Source organism: Flavobacterium sp. KMS (assembly GCF_000813005.1).
Lineage (GTDB): Bacteria > Bacteroidota > Bacteroidia > Flavobacteriales > Flavobacteriaceae > Flavobacterium.
Map to the genome: position 1 here is coordinate 324,870 of NZ_JSYP01000001.1, position 19,602 is coordinate 344,471.

At 33.5% G+C, this 19,602-nt stretch carries 22 protein-coding genes; 16 read left to right on the forward strand and 6 right to left on the reverse strand.

Going from position 1 to position 19,602, the window contains the following annotated elements:
- Position 1: 1 nt before the first annotated feature.
- Positions 2-487 (reverse strand): GNAT family N-acetyltransferase, encoded by a 486-nt coding sequence (locus OA93_RS01400; protein ID WP_039111304.1) that lies wholly within the window; start codon positions 485-487, stop codon positions 2-4.
- 107 nt (positions 488-594) lie between these two features.
- Between OA93_RS01400 and ribD the strand changes: the two genes are divergently transcribed.
- From ribD to OA93_RS01415, 3 genes are read left to right on the forward strand one after another with little or no spacing between them, the layout of a single operon-like run.
- A complete protein-coding gene (gene ribD, locus OA93_RS01405; RefSeq protein ID WP_039111306.1) occupies positions 595-1,650 on the forward strand; it encodes a bifunctional diaminohydroxyphosphoribosylaminopyrimidine deaminase/5-amino-6-(5-phosphoribosylamino)uracil reductase RibD in 1,056 nt (351 codons plus the stop codon).
- On the forward strand, positions 1,643-2,245 hold the full coding sequence (locus OA93_RS01410) for an HAD family phosphatase (RefSeq protein WP_039111308.1): 603 nt from the start codon (positions 1,643-1,645) through the stop codon (positions 2,243-2,245). Before ribD ends, OA93_RS01410 begins: the two co-directional genes overlap by 8 nt.
- Before the next feature lie 9 nt (positions 2,246-2,254).
- Entirely contained in the window at positions 2,255-2,887 is a 633-nt protein-coding gene (locus OA93_RS01415) for a YigZ family protein (protein WP_039111310.1), read from the forward strand.
- A gap of 31 nt (positions 2,888-2,918) precedes the next feature.
- On the opposite strand, the gene OA93_RS01420 is transcribed toward OA93_RS01415, so the two are convergent.
- Entirely contained in the window at positions 2,919-3,323 is a 405-nt protein-coding gene (locus OA93_RS01420) for a thioesterase family protein (RefSeq protein ID WP_039111317.1), read from the reverse strand.
- A 185-nt stretch (positions 3,324-3,508) separates the two neighbouring features.
- On the opposite strand from OA93_RS01420, the gene dnaA reads away from it, so the two are divergent.
- From dnaA to scpA, 12 genes are all read left to right on the forward strand, one after another.
- Positions 3,509-4,936, forward strand: a complete 1,428-nt coding sequence (gene dnaA / locus OA93_RS01425) for a chromosomal replication initiator protein DnaA (RefSeq protein WP_039111581.1) — start codon at positions 3,509-3,511, stop codon at positions 4,934-4,936.
- 9 nt (positions 4,937-4,945) lie between these two features.
- The gene (locus OA93_RS01430; protein WP_039111319.1) at positions 4,946-5,413 is read left to right on the forward strand and encodes a low molecular weight protein-tyrosine-phosphatase; all 468 of its coding nucleotides are present in this window, start codon (positions 4,946-4,948) and stop codon (positions 5,411-5,413) included.
- Positions 5,414-5,449: 36 nt separating this feature from the next.
- The gene (locus OA93_RS01435; RefSeq protein ID WP_039111320.1) at positions 5,450-6,172 is read left to right on the forward strand and encodes an SAM-dependent methyltransferase; all 723 of its coding nucleotides are present in this window, start codon (positions 5,450-5,452) and stop codon (positions 6,170-6,172) included.
- Positions 6,173-6,194: 22 nt separating this feature from the next.
- On the forward strand, positions 6,195-6,653 hold the full coding sequence (locus OA93_RS01440; RefSeq protein WP_082001747.1) for an energy transducer TonB: 459 nt from the start codon (positions 6,195-6,197) through the stop codon (positions 6,651-6,653).
- A gap of 99 nt (positions 6,654-6,752) precedes the next feature.
- A complete protein-coding gene (locus OA93_RS01445; RefSeq protein WP_039111325.1) occupies positions 6,753-7,880 on the forward strand; it encodes a methionine aminotransferase in 1,128 nt (375 codons plus the stop codon).
- A 77-nt stretch (positions 7,881-7,957) separates the two neighbouring features.
- Positions 7,958-8,839 carry an SDR family oxidoreductase gene (locus OA93_RS01450; protein WP_039111326.1) on the forward strand — a complete coding sequence of 294 codons (882 nt, stop codon included), beginning with the start codon at positions 7,958-7,960 and terminating at the stop codon, positions 8,837-8,839.
- Positions 8,840-9,179: 340 nt separating this feature from the next.
- On the forward strand, positions 9,180-9,788 hold the full coding sequence (udk, locus tag OA93_RS01455; RefSeq protein ID WP_039111328.1) for a uridine kinase: 609 nt from the start codon (positions 9,180-9,182) through the stop codon (positions 9,786-9,788).
- A gap of 111 nt (positions 9,789-9,899) precedes the next feature.
- Positions 9,900-10,223: a septum formation initiator family protein gene (locus OA93_RS01460; RefSeq protein WP_039111330.1), complete on the forward strand. Its 324-nt coding sequence runs from the start codon at positions 9,900-9,902 to the stop codon at positions 10,221-10,223.
- A gap of 24 nt (positions 10,224-10,247) precedes the next feature.
- Positions 10,248-11,618 carry a methylmalonyl-CoA mutase subunit beta gene (locus OA93_RS01465; protein ID WP_039111333.1) on the forward strand — a complete coding sequence of 457 codons (1,371 nt, stop codon included), beginning with the start codon at positions 10,248-10,250 and terminating at the stop codon, positions 11,616-11,618.
- A gap of 43 nt (positions 11,619-11,661) precedes the next feature.
- Complete coding sequence (locus OA93_RS01470; RefSeq protein ID WP_039111335.1) at positions 11,662-11,898, forward strand: hypothetical protein; 237 nt, start codon at positions 11,662-11,664, stop codon at positions 11,896-11,898.
- Complete coding sequence (locus OA93_RS01475) at positions 11,888-12,178, forward strand: hypothetical protein (RefSeq protein WP_039111337.1); 291 nt, start codon at positions 11,888-11,890, stop codon at positions 12,176-12,178. Before OA93_RS01470 ends, OA93_RS01475 begins: the two co-directional genes overlap by 11 nt.
- Before the next feature lie 15 nt (positions 12,179-12,193).
- Positions 12,194-14,335, forward strand: coding sequence for a methylmalonyl-CoA mutase (gene scpA / locus OA93_RS01480; protein ID WP_039111338.1), 2,142 nt, complete (start codon positions 12,194-12,196; stop codon positions 14,333-14,335).
- 57 nt (positions 14,336-14,392) lie between these two features.
- Here the strand turns inward: scpA and OA93_RS01485 are convergent, their stop codons facing one another.
- From OA93_RS01485 to dapF, 4 genes are all read right to left on the reverse strand, one after another.
- Complete coding sequence (locus tag OA93_RS01485) at positions 14,393-15,037, reverse strand: peptidoglycan-binding protein LysM (RefSeq protein ID WP_082001757.1); 645 nt, start codon at positions 15,035-15,037, stop codon at positions 14,393-14,395.
- 498 nt (positions 15,038-15,535) lie between these two features.
- Positions 15,536-16,576: an endolytic transglycosylase MltG gene (mltG, locus tag OA93_RS01490; protein ID WP_039111583.1), complete on the reverse strand. Its 1,041-nt coding sequence runs from the start codon at positions 16,574-16,576 to the stop codon at positions 15,536-15,538.
- 60 nt (positions 16,577-16,636) lie between these two features.
- Complete coding sequence (locus OA93_RS01495) at positions 16,637-17,170, reverse strand: GNAT family protein (RefSeq protein ID WP_039111342.1); 534 nt, start codon at positions 17,168-17,170, stop codon at positions 16,637-16,639.
- Between the two features lie 66 nt (positions 17,171-17,236).
- Positions 17,237-18,019: a diaminopimelate epimerase gene (dapF, locus tag OA93_RS01500; RefSeq protein WP_039111344.1), complete on the reverse strand. Its 783-nt coding sequence runs from the start codon at positions 18,017-18,019 to the stop codon at positions 17,237-17,239.
- Between the two features lie 137 nt (positions 18,020-18,156).
- Between dapF and OA93_RS01505 the strand changes: the two genes are divergently transcribed.
- Positions 18,157-19,557, forward strand: a complete 1,401-nt coding sequence (locus tag OA93_RS01505) for a trypsin-like peptidase domain-containing protein (protein WP_039111346.1) — start codon at positions 18,157-18,159, stop codon at positions 19,555-19,557.
- Positions 19,558-19,602: the final 45 nt, after the last annotated feature.

The window sequence follows — 19,602 nt, forward strand, 5'->3', positions numbered from 1 at the left end:
CTTATAACTTTTTCAACATCCAAACTGGGCATGAAGTATGACCCGTGCATCCCATTGGCGCATCAAGATATTCAAAACCTGATTTTTTATATAATTTTTGAGCAGCATGCATAAAAGGCATCGTTTCGATATAACAATTCTCAAAACCAAAATCCTTAGCACTCTCCAAACATTTTTCCATCATTTTACTTCCTATTCCCAAACCACGAGTTGCTGGTAAAAAGTACATTTTTTGCAATTCACAAATTGTTGGCGCTTCGTTCTCCAGCGGGGCAATTCCGGCACAACCCACAATTTTATCATTATTTTCGACCACATAATAAACTGCTTTAGGCTTATTATATTCTTCAAACATAAAATCCAAATACGGATCTTCGTATGCAGTTCCTACTTTCGGGATATTCAACTCATCAAAAACGGCTCTTATCAATTGTGCCACAGCCTGATTGTCTTCTTTAGTTATTTTTCTGATAATCCAATTTTCCATTTCTTCTTATTCTGTCTTATACAATGTACAAAAGTAAATATACTTTATTGTTATTTTAGATAGATTCAAAACTAAATCATAAACTCAAAAATAACTACTTTTGCATTGTGAATATACATGAAAAATACATAAAACGCTGCATACAACTTGCCAAAAATGGCTTAGGAACTACATACCCAAACCCAATGGTTGGTAGCGTAATCGTTTATAATGATACTATTATAGGAGAAGGCTGGCATAAAAAAGCAGGCGAACCTCATGCCGAAGTAAATGCTGTAAACTCAGTAAAAGATAAATCATTGCTCAAAAAATCAACTATTTATGTAAGCTTAGAACCATGTAGTCATTTTGGAAAAACACCACCTTGTTGCGACTTAATTATTGCAAACGAAATTCCGAATGTAGTTGTTGGGACTGTAGATCCAAACGAAAAAGTTGCCGGCAAAGGAATTAAAAAACTCCTTGAAGCAGGAACGAAAGTTACCATTGGAGTCCTCGAAGATGAATGCAATGAACTAAACAAACGCTTTTTTACATTTCATCAACAAAAAAGACCTTATATAATCTTAAAATGGGCAGAATCTAAAGATGGATTTCTCGCTCCAGAAAAAGATAACGATACAATTATAAAAAGAGAACCAATCTGGATTACCAATGCCTATTCACGACAATTGGTACATAAATGGCGAAGCGAAGAACAAGCTATTCTGGTAGGAACACAAACTGTTATTGACGACAATCCTAAATTAAATACTCGTGATTGGGCTGGTAACAATCCTGTGCGCGTTGTTCTGGATCAAAACAATCGCATTCCTCAAGACAGTCATATTTTTAGCAATGATGTTAAAACTATTGTATTTACAAAATCCAAAATTGCCATTGAAAAAGAAAACCTTATCTTTGAAGTAATTGATTTTAAAGAAAATATAATCCCGCAAATACTTGCAGTTTTATACCAACATCAAATTCAATCAATTATTATCGAAGGCGGATTACAAACTTTACAATCCTTTATCGATACTAACCTATGGGATGAAGGACGTTTTTTTATTGGAAACACCTACTTTACAAAAGGTACTAAAGCCCCTATAATTGCTGGCATAAAAAATAAAAAAACCTACATTGGTAAAGACGAATTAATACAAGTTAGAAACCATGATTGATACTATTATTTTTGATTTTGGAGATATATTCATCAACTTAGACAAACAAGCTACAGTTGATGGACTAAAAAAACTTGGACTGACTGAATGGAATAATAATCTAGATCAATTAAATATTAAATTCGAAACTGGTAACATTACTCCCGAAGAATTTATATCAGGGTTTCAAAAAGAGATTCCTAATGCATCTGCAAAAGAAATCCTGAATGCCTGGAATGCTGTTCTGCTAGATTTTCCATTATACCGATTAGAGTTTCTTCAGATGCTTTCTGAGAAATACAGATTGTTCTTATTAAGCAACACCGACTCTATTCATATTAAAACATTCGAACATAAAACAGGGGTATCATTTTATAGTGATTTCTACCAATGCTTTGAAAAAGTTTACTTTTCATTCGAAATAGGAATGAGAAAACCGAATCACGAAGCTTATACCTATATAATAAACAAACACGAGTTATCCCCAAAACGAACTTTGTTTGTAGACGACAAAATCGAAAATACCAATGCTGCTGCCGAACTTGGTCTTCAGGTATGGAACTTACAAGTAGGAAAAGAAGATGTCGTAGATTTATTTGATAAAAAAATAATTTAGAAAACAATCTTGGAAATTAAAGATACCTATCAAACGATAGCATTCCCATCGGAAGAAGTACTGTATAAAGAAAAAAGTAGCAAATTTTTTGGCTATGCTTATCCTATTACATCCGAAGAAGAAGTAAAACCTATAATCGAAGCCCTAAAAAAGCAACACCCAAGTGCTGTACATTATTGCTATGCTTATCAATTAGGCATCGAACCTACCGTAAGCTACAGAGCCAACGATGATGGAGAACCGAGCAATACAGCAGGAATGCCTATTTACGGGCAAATACAATCTTTTAGCGTGACAAACGTTCTTATTGTTGTTGTACGTATATATGGAGGAATTAAATTAGGCGTAGGAGGATTAATAGCCGCTTACAGAACAACTGCACAAATGGCATTAGAAGTTTGCGAAATTGTCGAAAAAACCATTGATGTACAGTTTTTAATCTCTTTTGATTACAAAAACATGAATAAAGTAATGCGAGTTATCAAAGAAAAAAGATTGGAGATTGTCTCACAAGAAATGGAAATCGACGAAGATTCTGGACTCCCAATTGGCAAAATAACGATCCAAATTCGCAAAAAAAATGCCGAAATGATATTCGACATTTTTGATTCAATGTTTGAAATAGGAATAAAATTATGCTAAAATCATTTTCATTTATGGTAAATTTTAGCAATTATTCAATCTTTTTAAGAAGCTCCAAAATATAGCTTGGAGGAGCTGTTGGACGACCCGTTTTTAAGGACACAAAAACCAAAATAAAGACAGCAGTTGTTAATAACTCATTTGACTCGTTATAAATCTCGCAATCAAATTCTATCTTGACAGAAGACTGACTTTTAAATGTTGTATGCACCGTTAACAACTCATCATATCGTGCCGATTTTTTATAATTAATATTCATTGAAACAATTGGCAAAGCGATCCCGCTTTCTTCCATGCTTTTATACGAAACCCCTTTGTTTCTAAGCCATTCCACTCGTCCAATTTCAAAATAAGGAATATAATTTCCATGATAAACGACTCCCATTTGATCCGTTTCTGAGTAACGAACACGCACTTGAGTTTGATGATTTTTCATTATTTATTTATTAAAAAAAATTATTTTTTAAACCTCGCCTTACAACAATATTTTAGATAATTACCACCCGAAATATTTTTTTTTAACGAAATTTGTTCACATATTTGTTATCTTGAAAAATGACAATTATTCAACCTCGTTTTTATAAGAGTAATATTATCAATACACATAATTTATTTGAATCTATGACTAAAACTGCACAATCGGTATGGGAAAACTGTTTGTCTTTTATAAAAGACAACATTCAAGATCAAGCGTACAAAACTTGGTTTGAGCCAATCAAATCAGTTGAGCTAACCGACAACGCATTATACATTCAAGTTCCAAGTAAATTTTTCTACGAATGGTTAGAAGAGCACTATGTAAAATTACTAAAAGTTGCTCTTACCAAGGAACTCGGAAAAAATGCAAAGTTACTCTATAAAATCAAAATGGAAAACACTTATGGCAACAAACAACCGTTTACGGAACAATTGCCAAGTGCCAATAGAGGACCTATGAAACCTCAAGATGTTGACGCTCCGTTTAAAAACTTAAATCCTGAATTAAAAAACCCATTTGTAATTCCAGGAATACGTAATTTAAAAATCGAGTCTCAATTAAACCCGAACTATAGTTTTGACAATTTCCTTGAAGGAGACTCAAATCGTTTAGCTCGTTCTGCAGGTATGGCTGTTGCCAATAAACCTGGAGGAACATCATTTAATCCGTTATTGATTTTTGGTGGAGTTGGTTTAGGAAAAACACACTTAGCTCACGCAATTGGAGTTGAAGTAAAAGACAAATACCCAGAAAAAACGGTTTTATATATTTCTGCCGAAATTTTCACACAACAATATATCGACTCGGTAAAAAAGAATAATCGTAATGATTTCATTCACTTTTACCAGTTAATCGATGTTTTAATTATTGATGACGTTCAGTTCCTATCTGGAAAATCAGGTACGCAAGACGTTTTCTTCCATATTTTTAATTATTTACATCAAAACGGAAAACAGGTAATTTTGACTTCTGACAAAGCTCCTGTTGACATGCAAGACATTGAACAACGTTTATTATCACGTTTTAAATGGGGATTATCTGCCGAGTTACATCAGCCAGATTACGAAACAAGAATTTCTATCTTAAAAAATATTTTATATCGTGACGGAGTTGAAATTCCAGAAGATATTATCGAATATGTAGCACGCAACATTAAATCGAATGTACGTGAACTAGAAGGAGCAATTATTTCGTTGATTGCACAATCTTCTTTCAACAAAAAAGAAGTAACGATTGAATTGGCTAAAAGCGTAGTCGAAAAATTCGTTAAAAATGTAAAAAGAGAAATTTCTATCGATTACATCCAAAAAATTGTATCCGATTATTTCCAACTGGATATCGAAACACTTCAATCTAAAACTAGAAAGAGGCACGTTGTTCAGGCAAGACAATTGGCGATGTTTTTTGCAAAGAAATTCACTAAAGCATCTTTAGCAAATATTGGCTCACAAATTGGTGATCGTGATCACGCAACCGTATTACACGCTTGTAAAACAGTTGACAATTTAGTCTCTACAGACAAACAATTCAAGAAATTTGTCGAAGACATCAACAAAAAATTAACGCTATAAACGCGAACCATGCCCGTAAAAATTTTAATGGTCTGCTTGGGTAACATTTGCAGATCACCATTAGCCGAAGGCATTTTAGCTTCAAAATTACCTAAAGACACTTTTTTAGTTGATTCGGCAGGAACGGGCGGTTGGTATGTTGGTCGAAACCCTGACCAACGCTCAATCGCAGTAGCACAAAAAAACGGCTTAAACATTTCAAATCAAAAAGGAAGACAATTCAAAACTTCCGATTTTGATACCTTCGATTATATCTACGTCATGGACAATTCCAACTATAATGACGTTATTGCATTGACAAAAAACCAACAGCAAAAAGATAAAGTACAACTTATTCTAAACGAATTATTTCCCGCAGAAAATGTTGATGTTCCCGATCCCTATTACGGCTTACCAAACGGCTTTAACTCAGTTTATCAAATGCTGGACGAAGCTGCCGAAGTGATCGCTAAAAAACTAATAGCCAAACATCAATAACCGAAATCTGTCTTAATAAATTAAAAAATCAAACACATGAAATCAACTTCTTTATTAGGAAAACTTTATTTGATTCCGACAACCTTAGGCGAAAGTGACCCAATGGATGTTTTACCACAAACAATAAAGAGAAGCATTGATTTTATAGACCATTATATAGTCGAAAACGAGAAAACAGCAAGAAAATCTATCAAAGCCGTTTCTCCCGAAAAAAAACAATCTGAACTTATTCTTTTCACACTAAATAAGCGTACTGAAAATAGCGAGCATTTAGAATTCATAAAACCTTTATTAGAAGGGAAAAATGTGGGTTTAATGAGCGAAGCAGGTTGTCCTGGTGTTGCTGATCCTGGCGCTGCAATTGTAAAATTAGCACACGAAAAAGGAATTCAGGTAGTACCACTTGTTGGACCTTCTTCTATTTTACTAGCCATGATGGCTTCTGGAATGAACGGTCAAAGTTTTACTTTTAATGGGTATTTACCAATAGACAAAGACGAAAAAAAATCGGCATTGAAACATTTTGAGAAATTATCTCAGGATAAAAATCAATCTCAAATTTTTATCGAAACTCCGTACAGAAATAATAAACTAGTCGAAGATATTTTACAAATCTTAAATCCCGCAACACATCTTTGTATTGCTACAGATATTACTTTACCAACTGAGTTTATAAAAACAATGCGCATTTCTGATTGGAAAAAAATTAAAGTAGATTTACACAATCGACCTACCATTTTCATTATCCATAAAATGTAATCAAACCTTAAAACCATCATCTATGAAGAAGTTTCTATTACTGATTTTGATTTGCTTTGTGCAAAATACATTTTCTCAAACAATAAAAGAAGGTGATAAACTTACCGTAGACGCATCACTTACTATAAGTATCGATGATACAATTCCCCCACAAGGAACTATTCCTAACGATGATTATCTAATTTATAACACCGCTGGCATAGAAGTAAAACCTGAATTTCCCGGAGGCTTAATTGGTTTTGACAGTTTTATAAAACAAAATTACAAAAACCCAACAGATAATCTGAAGGGCAAAATATACGTGACGTTTATAATAGAAAAAGATGGTTCATTGAGTGATATCAAAATTTTAAGAGATATTGGTTATGGAACCGGTGCTGAAGCTATTCGCGTTTTAAAAACATCTCCTAAATGGACTCCAGGAATACAAAACAACAAGCAAGTTAGAGTTCTTTATTCTCTTCCTATAATTGTTAACTAATAAGCTATAGATTCTCTTTTTAGAAAATTATTCGTTTCAGAAAAAGAATTTAAAATTATCATAAAAAAACTATCTTTATAAAAGTAATTATAGATTTTTATGAGCAAACTCCCCCACATTGGCACGAGTATTTTTACGGTTATGTCTAAAATGGCAAACGAATACAATGCCATTAACCTATCGCAAGGATTCCCTAACTTTCCTGTTGACGAACGTTTAACTAGTATTGTAGCACGACTTGCAACCGAGAATGTACACCAATACACTCCAATGGCAGGTTATCCGCCGTTATTAACCAAAATCGCAAAACTAGTTCTGGACTCCTATAAACGAGTAGTTGTACCAGAAACCGAAATTCTTGTAACTGCCGGAGCAACTCAAGGTATTTTTACCACCATACAAGCGTTAATTAAAGCAAACGACGAAGTAATTATTCTCGACCCAAGTTATGATTGCTACGAAGCACCAGTTTTATTATGCAATGCACATTCAGTTCGAGTTCCCTTAAACGATGATTACACGCCAAATTGGGAAATCATAGAAAAAGCTTGTTCTGCCAAAACAAGAATGATAATCATTAACAATCCGCATAACCCAACAGGGAAAATTTTAGCGGAAGCAGATTTTGTGCGATTAGAGAAGATTCTTGATAAATACCCAGACCTATTAGTATTATCTGACGAAGTTTATGAATACATCACTTTTGAAGAAAAACATATCTCAGCACATACCCGCGAGCAACTTTTAGACCGTTGCATTATGATTTCATCTTTCGGGAAATCATTTCATATTACAGGATGGAAAATTGGCTACGTCGTAGCCCCAGAACATTTAATGATAGAAATCAAGAAAGTACATCAGTTTTTGGTTTTTAGTGTAAACAGTATTTCTCAAGTTGCAATAAGCGAATATCTAGATATTGTTGACGTTACCAAACTTGGCAAATTCTATCAGGAAAAAAGAGATTACTTTAAAAAATTACTAGAAAAAAGTCGATTCGAATTAAAACCATGTGAAGGAACTTATTTTCAGGTTGCATCCTATAAATCAATCTCCGACGAAGATGATGTGACTTTCTGCAAAAGACTAATAACCGAATACGGAGTTGCTGCAATACCTATTTCGACTTTCTATGCCAACGGAAAAGATTTAAAACTAATCCGTTTTTGTTTTGCAAAAGATAATGCTACACTCGAGGCAGCTGCCGAAAGATTATGCAGCATTTAGCATAAACTAAAATTAACACATTTATTATGCATGCATACTATTTAATTCTTATATTTACCTTTTAAATTTAAAAAAACATGAGTTATACAGATAAAATGTTAAGAGACGATGCTTTAAAAGGCAAAGTAATAGTGGTAACCGGCGGAGGAAGCGGACTAGGAAAAGCCATGACTAAATACTTTTTAGAGTTAGGTGCTAAAGTTGCAATAACGTCGAGAGATTTAGAAAAACTAAAAAACACAGCTACAGAACTTGAGGGCCTAACAGGAGGAACATGTTTACCACTGCAATGTGATGTTCGTCATTACGAAGAAGTAGAAAACATGCTACAAGAAGTTTTAAAAGCTTTTGGTAAAGTAGATGTATTACTAAACAATGCAGCTGGGAATTTTATTTCGCCAACCGAAAGATTATCGGCTAATGCTTTTGACACTGTTATCGATATTGTATTAAAAGGTTCTAAAAACTGTACACTTGCTTTCGGAAAGCACTGGATTGATACCAAACAAACATCGGCTACGGTATTAAATATTGTAACTACTTATGCTTGGACAGGATCTGCTTATGTTGTACCAAGTGCTACTGCAAAAGCTGGAGTTCTAGCGATGACAAGAAGTCTTGCTGTAGAATGGGCAAAATACGGAATCCGTACTAATGCTATCGCTCCAGGTCCATTCCCTACAAAAGGTGCTTGGGACAGATTACTTCCGGGAGATCTTGCAGAGAAATTTGACATGGCTAAAAAAGTACCATTAAAACGTGTAGGTGATCACCAGGAATTAGCCAATTTAGCTGCTTATTTAGTTTCTGATTTCTCAGCCTATGTTAATGGTGAAGTAATTGTTATCGATGGTGGCGAATGGTTAAAAGGAGCTGGACAATTTAATTTATTAGAAGCAATTCCAGAAGAACTTTGGGATCAGCTTGAAATGATGATAAAAGCAAAGAAAAACAAATAATAAGTGCTTACTAAAGTCAGATATTCAAAAAAATCACTGATTGCACCAAAGACCTCGATTACTAAGTAATCGAGGTCTTTTCTTTTATATAGGTTCCACCTTATATACAAATACATTTTTTTATCAATATTTTGCAAACTAGTTTAACGTACTGATTAGAGTAAATTTGCGAAATCAGCATTAAACCTTTCCTCTAGTAAGGATTAATTATTGAATTAAAAACCGAATCAATAAAAAAATTAAAACAAGATAAAAGCTACAAGGAATTTTAGGAATTTTATCTAATGACAAATCCGTATTAATTGTTATTTTTGCGGCTTCAAATTATAACAATATTTTTATGCTCATCATTGGAATTGCAGGCGGAACAGGAAGCGGGAAAACAACCGTAGTACATCAAATCATGAATGAATTACCCCATGCCGAAGTGGGCGTGATTTCTCAGGATTCATACTACAGAGAAAATAAAAATCTATCTTTTGATGAAAGAGCCTTAATAAATTTTGACCATCCACGTGCGATTGATTTTGATTTATTAGTTACCCACTTAAAAGAACTTAAAGAAGGAAAAACTATCGATCAACCTGTTTATTCTTTTATCACACATAACAGAACCGACGATACAATTAGTACACATCCTAGAAAAGTAATGATTGTAGAAGGGATTTTAATCCTGACAAATCCAGAACTAAGAGATCTTTTTGACATTAAAGTATACGTTCACGCTGATTCTGATGAAAGACTTATCAGACGTTTAAAGCGTGATATCGCCGAACGTGGTCGTGACTTAGACGAGGTTTTAACACGGTACCAAAACACTTTAAAACCTATGCATGAGCAGTTTATCGAACCAACAAAGGCTTTTGCTGATATTATCATACCAAACGACAAATACAATACCGTAGCAATAGATGTAGTTCGTGCAGTAATTAATCAACGTATTCTATAATTTTATTGTAAATTTATTGCATTAAAAATTAGGAGCTATTCCCGCTTTCGCCTTTATCTTTGTTCGTTCCTCTCAAAGGATATCGGCTTTATCGGGGCTAAAAAATAAAAAATGACAAATCCATATAAAGATAAATCCTGGTTTAAATTCCTGAGCAACAAATATGTTTGGGTATTGTTATTTTTTATAATCTGGATGGTTTTTCTGGATAATTACTCCTATTTTGACCATCGCTTTCTAGATAACCAAATAAATGAGTTAAAAGACAACAAAACCTATTATCAAGAAGAGATAAAAAAAGACCAGGAACAAATAAAAGAACTTAAAAACCCAGAGCAAATTGAGAAATATGCACGGGAAAAGTATTTTATGAAAAAAGATAGTGAAGATATTTACATCATCGAGTTTGAAGGTGACACTATCGAAAAAAAATAAATTCAGAATTATAAAAAGATAAAAATGGCTACTCCCCTTTTCGATAATTTTAGTCCAGTATCATCCAAACAATGGAAACAAAAAATTCATTTTGAATTGGATGGTGCCGATTATAACGAAACCCTGATTTGGAATTCGCCAGAAGACATTCAGGTAAAACCATTTTATCATAGTGATGAAAACATCAAGCCCGTTGAAGTAACAACCAAAGCAACTGATTTTAAAATATGTCAGAACATTTTTGTTCATGACGTTTCAAAATCAGTTGAAAGGGCTTTAGATTCCCTAAAAAGAGGTGCTGAAAGTTTGTATTTTACAATCGAAAATGACACCGTTGCCGTTGATAAATTATTCGAAAAATTACCTTTAGAAAACAGAAATGTTTACTTTAATTTGAATTTTATTTCAATCGATTTCGTAAAAAAACTAAACGCAATTTCAATACCGAAAAAAGCGAATTTTTACTATAATATTGATCCCCTTGGGCAATTGGCAAAAGAAGGCAATTGGTTTTCCTTTACAACCAAAGAAAAAAACAATTTCGAAACGCTTGAAATCCTTTCAAAGGAAATTCCAAATGCATCCTTAATAAGTATTAATGCAAGTTTATATCAAAATGCTGGTGCTAATATGGTACAGCAAATTGCATATACAGTAGCACATGCAAACGAATATTTTAATCGAATTCCCTCAATAAACGGAACCATCGTATTACAAGTATCAGTAGGAACCAATTACTTTTTTGAAATTGCTAAACTTCGTGCCTTACGATTGCTTTTTAATTTAATAGCAACCGAATACAATCCAAACCTAAAATGTCATATACTTGCTTCGCCCACAAAGCGAAATAAAACCTTGTACGATTACAATGTAAACATGTTACGTACCACAACCGAATGTATGTCGGCAATAATTGGTGGTGCAGATGCCATTGCTAATTTACCATACGATGCTTTATACCATAAAGACAATGAATTTGGAGATCGAATTGCACGCAATCAATTATTGATTCTTAAAAACGAAAGTTATTTTGACAAAGTCAATAATCCAGCTGACGGAAGTTATTATATCGAAAGTCTGACCAACCAACTTGCCGAGAAATCATTGACCTTGTTTAAAGATATCGAAGCCAATGGAGGTTTCTTAAAATTATTAAACGAAGGAATTATCAAAAGAAAAATTCAGGAAAGCGCCGATAAGGAACAAGAATTATTTGATACAAAGAAAGAAGTTTTACTCGGAACAAATAAGTACCCGAACAAAGACGACAAAATGAAGCATGATTTAGAACTCTTTCCTTTTGTAAAAATAAAACCAAGAAAGACATTAATTACACCAATAATAGAAAAACGGTTGGCCGAAAAACTGGAGCAAGAACGATTAGAACTTGAATAAAACTGATTTAAAATAGCTATATTTGAATCTAACACAACTAATTATGGAAGCAATTCGACAAATAATATCGGTTAAAAATCATTCTATAACAGTTATTTTACCCGATGATTTTATAGCAGATGAAGTAGAAGTAATTATTTTACCTGTACAAAATGACAATTATAAAATCCCCCAATGGCAAATTGATCAAGTTAGAGAAAGAACAGAAAATTATTTAAAAAATCCAACGAATGTTACTGACATAGATGATTTTTTAAAAGAAATTGAAGATGATCTATAAAATAGTAATTATCGAAGAAGCAAAAAAGGATTATAAAGAATCTTTGCTTTGGTATAAAAACATACATCCAAAATTAGCTATTAGATTTAATGATTCCTTTAAAAAAAGTATAGCAATTATTAAAAGAGACCCATTACTATTCCAAATTAGATATGACAATATCAGAATATTATTTTTAAAAACTTTTCCATATGCCATACATTATTCAATTTACGAAAATTGTATCGTTATAAAATCCATTTTTCACACATCCAGAGATAGTGAATTAAACTTCTTTTAAATACCTTTTTTACAATTGAGAAAAGACCTTAAACATATTAAATTAAAAATTGAAAGCGAACAGGTAGATATTGTTAATCCTCAAGATAAACAACTAACAACTGATTACTTTGAAACTGCCGAAGGAATTGACCTAAAAGCAACCTATACAAAACAAGATATTGAGAATATAGAGCATCTTGATTTTGGAGCTGGATTTGCCCCAAATTTAAGAGGTCCTTATGCAACTATGCATGTAAGACGCCCTTGGACAATCAGGCAATATGCAGGATTTTCGACTGCAGAAGAAAGCAATGCATTTTACAGACGTAATCTTGCTGCAGGTCAAAAGGGTTTATCAATTGCATTTGATTTACCTACGCATCGCGGATACGACTCTGATCACGAGCGTGTTGTTGGTGATGTCGGGAAAGCTGGAGTTGCTATTGACACTGTCGAAGACATGAAGGTTTTATTTGATCAAATTCCGCTTGAAGAGATGTCGGTTTCTATGACAATGAATGGTGCGGTTTTACCAATTATGGCTTTTTATATCGTTGCTGCCGAAGAACAAGGTGTTCCTCCTGTAAAACTTTCCGGAACTATACAAAATGATATCCTGAAAGAGTTCATGGTGCGTAACACTTATATTTATCCGCCAACTCCTTCGATGAAGATTATTGCTGATATTTTTGAATTTACAAGCAAAAAAATGCCGAAATTCAATTCTATCTCCATTTCTGGATATCATATGCAAGAAGCAGGTGCCACTGCCGATATAGAATTGGCTTATACTCTAGCCGATGGATTAGAATATATACGAACAGGATTGGCAACAGGAATGCCTATAGATGAGTTTGCTCCACGATTGTCTTTTTTCTGGGCAATAGGAATGAATCACTTTATGGAAATTGCCAAAATGCGTGCAGGAAGAATGATTTGGGCAAAACTGGTTCAACAATTTAATCCTAAAAGCGATAAATCTCTGGCTTTGAGAACGCATTGTCAGACAAGTGGCTGGAGTTTAACCGAGCAAGATCCATTTAATAATGTGGCTCGTACTTGTATTGAGGCTACAGCAGCTGCTTTTGGCGGAACACAATCGTTACATACAAATGCTCTGGATGAAGCCATTGCATTGCCAACAGATTTTTCGGCAAGAATTGCTCGTAATACTCAAATCTTCTTGCAGGAAGAAACCAAAATAACCAAAACCGTTGACCCTTGGGCTGGTAGTTATTATGTAGAGAGCTTAACAAATGAAATTGTTGCCAATGCTTGGAAACTTATTGAAGAAGTTGAAGAACTAGGCGGAATGACTAAAGCTATTGAAGCTGGAATTCCTAAATTACGAATAGAAGAAGCTGCGGCAAGAAAACAAGCCCGAATAGACAGCGGACAAGATATTATTGTGGGTGTTAATAAATACCGACTAGAAAAAGAAGATCCTTTACAGATTCTCGATGTTGATAACCAAATGGTGCGTAAACAACAAGTTGCTCAACTAGAACATATAAAAGCAACCAGAGATTCTGAAAAAGTAAAAGCAATACTCGAAAAATTAATTCATTGTGCTAAAACCGGCGACGGTAATTTACTGGAAATAGCTATTGATGCAGCTAGAAATCGTGCTACTCTAGGCGAAATAAGCGATGCTTTAGAAACTGTTTTCGGAAGATACAAAGCACAAATTAAATCCTTTAGTGGCGTGTACAGTGCAGCGATAAAAGACGACAAGAGCTTTGAGAAAGCAAAACAATTGGCCGATACCTTTGCCAAACAAGAAGGTCGTCGTCCAAGAATTATGATTGCCAAAATGGGGCAAGACGGTCATGACAGAGGCGCAAAAGTAGTTGCCACTGGTTATGCCGATGTAGGTTTTGATGTAGATATAGGTCCACTTTTCCAGACTCCGGCAGAAGCTGCCAAACAAGCTGTAGAAAATGACGTTCATATTCTAGGTGTTTCCTCACTTGCTGCGGGACATAAAACACTTGTACCTCAAGTTATCGAAGAACTAAAAAAACATGGTCGTGAAGATATCATGGTTATTGTGGGTGGTGTAATACCAGCACAAGATTATCAGTATTTATTTGATGCTGGTGCTGTAGCCGTTTTTGGACCTGGAACAAAAATTAGTGAAGCCGCAATTACAATTCTGGAAATCCTAATTGACTAAAAAGTAAAAAACCTGCAATCTCTTGCAGGTTTTTTTATATTCTTAATTCGTAATGAATTATATCGAGTGAACTGTGGCATCATTATCTGCTTCGATTGAAGAGACATTGTAACCTCCAAAAGCCTTCATGTAACTTCTAATAGACGTTCCATAAGCATCTCTGAAATATTTTTGTCCATTATTCTTAAAAAAGTTTTTAACAGACCCAGCACCTCCTAAATGAGCTGCTGCTAATATTCCTGATTCGGTAATATAAATTCCGCTGATAAGCTTTCCTTCATACTTCTCGATTTCCTTCCTTAAAATCCATTTATTTTTAGACAACAAAGCAATAAATGCTTTTTCTTGTAACGCAGGGTTTCTTAGGAACGCTTCATCATTTCGTACTCCAATTGCTCTTAAAGCCTGGGTTCCGAATTGATATTTTCCCATGTAACCAAGTGTATTTACTTTTCTGTATTTGCCTTGAGATTCTCTTAAAGCGATTGCTTCTTTGAAACCGATTAGGTGGTTTCCGGTGAAAGGGATACTGTCTGCGACAGGATAATCTTTCTTTTCTTTAGATGGGAATAAGTAGTCTGTTCCATCTGTTTTTTCTGTAAGAAACCAAGGAGTGGTGTCTAAATTAAAGGACTTAAAACCTGAGCTTAAAAACCCAATAATAACGGTTAATGTTGTGTAAAAATACCATTTCTTTATCATAGATTGTTTTTCTTTTGAACGCTGTCCCATTCAAAAATTTCTGCCCACAAAGATACAACAAAATTTACAAAGCTATAAATCAACCAGTTAAACTTTTCAAAAAACCCAAAATACGCCCCGTAACCGCCTAGTTAGGAGTGCGTTCCAAAAATCAATTTTATCTCTCAATAACGTGGAATCCCAATGAAAACGTTTTCAAAAAAACTGCTTTTTCGTCAATTTTTGTAAGAAAAACGTCGAGACGGGATAAGACTACCAATCTATTTTAAAATTCTAAATCGTCAAATTAGGGTCGTTTTTTTTGATATTTTCAATAAAAACAATTCTCTCTTTTGTCGAAAAATAAATTCAATTATTTGAACAATTTCAACTATCAATAATTAAACAAATCATACTTCTCAAAAATCTATTTATAAAATCAATATTTATAAAAAAAAAGATGCCGAAGTCAATAATTAACTTCGGCATCTTTTTATAGATTATATTTTACTTTCGGGACTATCTTACCACTCCTTGACTATTAATCCAGTCTGAGTATTTTTTTGCATTTACATTATGCTGTGCTAATGTCGATGCAAACTCATGATATCCAAAACGATCTATACTTGCACAGAAATAGATGTAATCATTTTTCTCAGGCTTTAAAACCGCTTCTAATGCTGTAATATCTGGCATTGCAATTGGTCCTGGAGGAAGTCCCGTATTCATATAGGTATTATATGGAGACGACATTGTTAAGTCTTTATAGAAAACTCTTTTTATTACTTGCTCAAAGTCATTTGATTTCTTTTTGATTGCGTAAATAACCGTTGGATCAGCTTGTAATGGCATTTCCAGACGCAATCTGTTTAAATAAACTCCTGCAATTCTAGGTCGCTCATCTTTTTTTACAGATTCTTTATGTACGATTGAAGCCAAAATTGTAGCTTCTACTGGAGTTAATCCTTGTGCAGCAGCTTGATCTATTCTCTCTTTAGTCCAGAAATTATGATATTCTTTAATCATTTTATCACGAAACTTAAGAGCCGAAGTATTCCAATACACTTCATACGTATTCGGGATAAACATTGCAAACACATTATCTTCGTTAAAACCATTTTCTTTCATGAAAATAGAATCTTTAAATACTTTTAGCAATGATGTGCTATCAGCTTCTATTTGAGAAGCAACACGTCCTGCAAAATCCTCTAGACGTTCTTGATTGTTAAAAGCTAATTTTACCGGAACATTAGATCGCATTGCTCTAACCAAATCCATATTATTCATATCCTTGGTTAATAAAAAGCGTCCTGGTTTTACATTATCAGGATAACCTCTTTTACTAGCAACCATCTCAAAGTTCTTTAAATCTTTTACAAAGGGTTCTAATATCTTTTTTACATCTTCATAATTAGATCCCGTAGGTACATAAACGTAAACTTCTTTCTCAGAAAATTTAGTATTAGCACTAAAAATTTGGCTTATCAAAATAAACCCATAAACCATCAAAACCGAAATTACTATTACGGCACTTATTGTTATAATTTTCTTTATATTCATATGTGGTTGCATTACTTGCTAGTATTTTTTTTTAATTATAACAATTTAAAAACTAAACTTTTAAAACTCCTTATTAATTAATTGAAAAAGGGCTTCGTCCTGATAAACTCCATTAACTAAAAGCCAATCTTTTTTTGTTCCAATTTTTTCAAAGCCAAATTTAGTAAAAAGTGCATTACTTGCTTCGTTTTTAACACCAATATTTGCATATAATTGATGTAAATTAAGATGATAAAAAGAATATTTAATTAATAATGTTAAAGCTTCAGAACCAATATTTTGATTCCTTCTTTCATTATCCTGAATTACAATCCCAATACCTGCCCTATTATTTTTAGGGTCAAAATCGAATAAATCAACTAGGCCAATGGCAGGAAAATCCTGATCTTGACAAATAGCAAGTCGTAATTGTTTGGCTTCATAAATGTCCTGATGGGCATTTTCCAGATATTGTTTTATTAAGAATCGGCTGTAAGGTGTTTGAGTATTGCTTACTTCCCAAATACTAAGGTCATTTTCGACTGCATAAATAAACTCCAGATCATTGGGTTCTAATGCTCGTATATATATAGTATCGCCTTTTAATGTGATCATTTTTAATTTTAGAATTTAGCCCCGATCCCAAAACGTCGGGATAGGATAGATTTCAGACCGAAAACATTAAATCTCGATTGTTCCTTTAAATACAAATTCTGCTGGTCCTTTTAAGAACACATTTGTAAAGTGCTCCCCTACTTTATCAAAAGAAACAACTAGTTTACCTCCTTCAACATTTAAGTTGATATCTGTTTCATTAGTTTCTCCTATTGCATTCATAGCTATTGCAACCGCTGTAGCGCCTGTTCCGCAAGCAAGAGTTTCATCTTCTACACCTCTTTCATAAGTGCGTAGTGAAAATGTTTTATCATCTACTTTTTTTACAAAGTTGATATTACTCCCTGGTTTTCCATACAATTCTCCGTAACGTATAGCTGCTCCGTTTTCTTTTACATTATAATGTTCTAAATCATCTACTATTTGTACATGATGTGGAGATCCTGTATTTAAGAACGTATAATTATCATATTTATTTATAGCATCAACATCTATCATTTGCAAAGAAACAATAGAGTCTGGCGCGATTGTAGCATGATGCAAACCATCTGTAGCTATAAAGGTTGTTTCATTTTCTATTACATCTAGTTTTTTAGCAAATGCCACCAAACATCTACCACCGTTTCCACACATCGAACTTTGGTTTCCGTCGGCATTATAGTAAACCATTCTAAAATCGGTTTCAGAATCATTTTCTAACAAAATCAGTCCATCAGCACCAATTCCGAATCGTCTGTCGCACAAACGTTCAATTAATTTTGTATCTTTCTTTGGAAAAAAATCAGAACGATTATCAATCATTACAAAATCATTTCCTGTACCCTGATATTTATAAAATTCTACTTGCATTGTTATTGAATTGAGAAATACAAAAGTACAAACTATTAATGAAATGTTAATCATTGTTAAAGAGCGTTAAACCACTTTACTTCAGTTTTTTTTTGATATAATTTTATACATAGATAACTTAAACACTAATCAAAACTATGAAACGATTTTCAACCTTATTTTTAGTATCCTTATTAAGCGGTGCTACTACGCTTGGTGCATACAAGTTATTATTTGATAATAACGGTTCTCTTTTTGGCGAAAAGAAATCGATAGTAACTCTTGCTCCAAATTCATACTCTAAAACAGTAGGATTAGGTCCCGAAACTGTTGATTTTACAGCTGCAGCAGATAAAACCATTCATACAGTAGTGCACGTAAAAAATGTATCTCGCAGAACTGTTACTAACCCAATGTTAGAATATTTTTACGGTTATGGAGGTCAGCAAACACAAGAACAAGTTGGTACTGGTTCTGGTGTAATTATTTCTGCTGATGGATATATCGTAACTAATAATCACGTGATAAAAAACGCCACTGAAATTGAAATTACTTTAAATAATAAAAAATCTTATACGGCAAAACTCATTGGAACAGATTCTAAAATGGATATTGCTTTATTAAAAATCGATGCCGACGAAAAATTACCTTATACTCCTTTTGCAGATTCTGATGCTGTAAAAGTGGGTGAATGGGTTCTGGCAGTTGGAAATCCGTATAATCTAACTTCTACAGTAACTGCGGGGATTGTTTCGGCGAAAGCCAGAAACTTAGATACAAACGGAATTCAATCGTTTATCCAGACAGATGCTGCGGTAAACCCTGGTAATAGTGGTGGTGCATTGGTAAACACCAGAGGGGATTTAATTGGTATTAATACTATGATATCCTCTACAACCGGTTCTTATGTTGGATACTCATTTGCAGTTCCGTCTAATATTGCCAGAAAAATAATAGAAGATATTATGGAGTTTGGTAATGTACAAAGAGCTATTTTAGGTGTAGAAGGCGGAGAACTTAACAATGCCGCTTCTAAAGAGCTGGGTATCTCTCAAACTCAAGGTTTTTACATCAATAAAGTAACTCAAAAATCAGGTGCTGAAAAATCAGGTCTTCAAAAAGGTGATATCATTGTAAAATTGGATAATCGAGATATAGCTACTTATGCTGATTTTTCTGGATATATTAATACAAAAAGACCTAATGATGTAGTTCAGGTAACTTATATACGTGACGGAAAAAATAAAGTAGTTCCTGTTACTTTAAGTAAAAATGAATTTTTTAGTACTGAATATAAAGGAATCGAATTAGAAAATATCGATGCAACCGATAAAAAGAGATTCGGTATAAACTATGGTGTAAAAATTAAAGCTCTTACAAACGAAAATCTTAAACAGTATAATAATGAATTACAAGGCAACATTATTTTAAGTATTGACAATATAAAAGCAACAGACATTGAAACGGTTTCGAAACTTTTAAATCAAAAAGACGAAAACCAAAGTATACGAATTGAAATGATTAATAGAAACGGAGAAGTTATTCGAGTTATCATCTAAATCATTTTATTTCCCAAATTCAAAGCCATCCTGCAAAATCAGGAT

Coding starts and splice junctions, on each gene's coding strand:
- OA93_RS01495 (WP_039111342.1), bottom strand. CDS start 17,170: ATGATCACATTAAAAGGCGATACTATATATATACGAGCATTAGAACCC.
- OA93_RS01420 (WP_039111317.1), bottom strand. CDS start 3,323: ATGAAAAATCATCAAACTCAAGTGCGTGTTCGTTACTCAGAAACGGAT.
- OA93_RS01450 (WP_039111326.1), top strand. CDS start 7,958: ATGAGTTATACAGATAAAATGTTAAGAGACGATGCTTTAAAAGGCAAA.
- OA93_RS01440 (WP_082001747.1), top strand. CDS start 6,195: ATGAAGAAGTTTCTATTACTGATTTTGATTTGCTTTGTGCAAAATACA.
- OA93_RS01465 (WP_039111333.1), top strand. CDS start 10,248: ATGGCTACTCCCCTTTTCGATAATTTTAGTCCAGTATCATCCAAACAA.
- OA93_RS01485 (WP_082001757.1), bottom strand. CDS start 15,037: ATGATAAAGAAATGGTATTTTTACACAACATTAACCGTTATTATTGGG.
- mltG (WP_039111583.1), bottom strand. CDS start 16,576: ATGAATATAAAGAAAATTATAACAATAAGTGCCGTAATAGTAATTTCG.
- OA93_RS01460 (WP_039111330.1), top strand. CDS start 9,900: ATGACAAATCCATATAAAGATAAATCCTGGTTTAAATTCCTGAGCAAC.
- dnaA (WP_039111581.1), top strand. CDS start 3,509: ATGACTAAAACTGCACAATCGGTATGGGAAAACTGTTTGTCTTTTATA.
- OA93_RS01410 (WP_039111308.1), top strand. CDS start 1,643: ATGATTGATACTATTATTTTTGATTTTGGAGATATATTCATCAACTTA.
- OA93_RS01445 (WP_039111325.1), top strand. CDS start 6,753: ATGAGCAAACTCCCCCACATTGGCACGAGTATTTTTACGGTTATGTCT.
- OA93_RS01470 (WP_039111335.1), top strand. CDS start 11,662: ATGGAAGCAATTCGACAAATAATATCGGTTAAAAATCATTCTATAACA.
- OA93_RS01400 (WP_039111304.1), bottom strand. CDS start 487: ATGGAAAATTGGATTATCAGAAAAATAACTAAAGAAGACAATCAGGCT.
- OA93_RS01435 (WP_039111320.1), top strand. CDS start 5,450: ATGAAATCAACTTCTTTATTAGGAAAACTTTATTTGATTCCGACAACC.
- dapF (WP_039111344.1), bottom strand. CDS start 18,019: ATGCAAGTAGAATTTTATAAATATCAGGGTACAGGAAATGATTTTGTA.
- OA93_RS01505 (WP_039111346.1), top strand. CDS start 18,157: ATGAAACGATTTTCAACCTTATTTTTAGTATCCTTATTAAGCGGTGCT.
- OA93_RS01475 (WP_039111337.1), top strand. CDS start 11,888: ATGATCTATAAAATAGTAATTATCGAAGAAGCAAAAAAGGATTATAAA.
- udk (WP_039111328.1), top strand. CDS start 9,180: ATGCTCATCATTGGAATTGCAGGCGGAACAGGAAGCGGGAAAACAACC.
- OA93_RS01430 (WP_039111319.1), top strand. CDS start 4,946: ATGCCCGTAAAAATTTTAATGGTCTGCTTGGGTAACATTTGCAGATCA.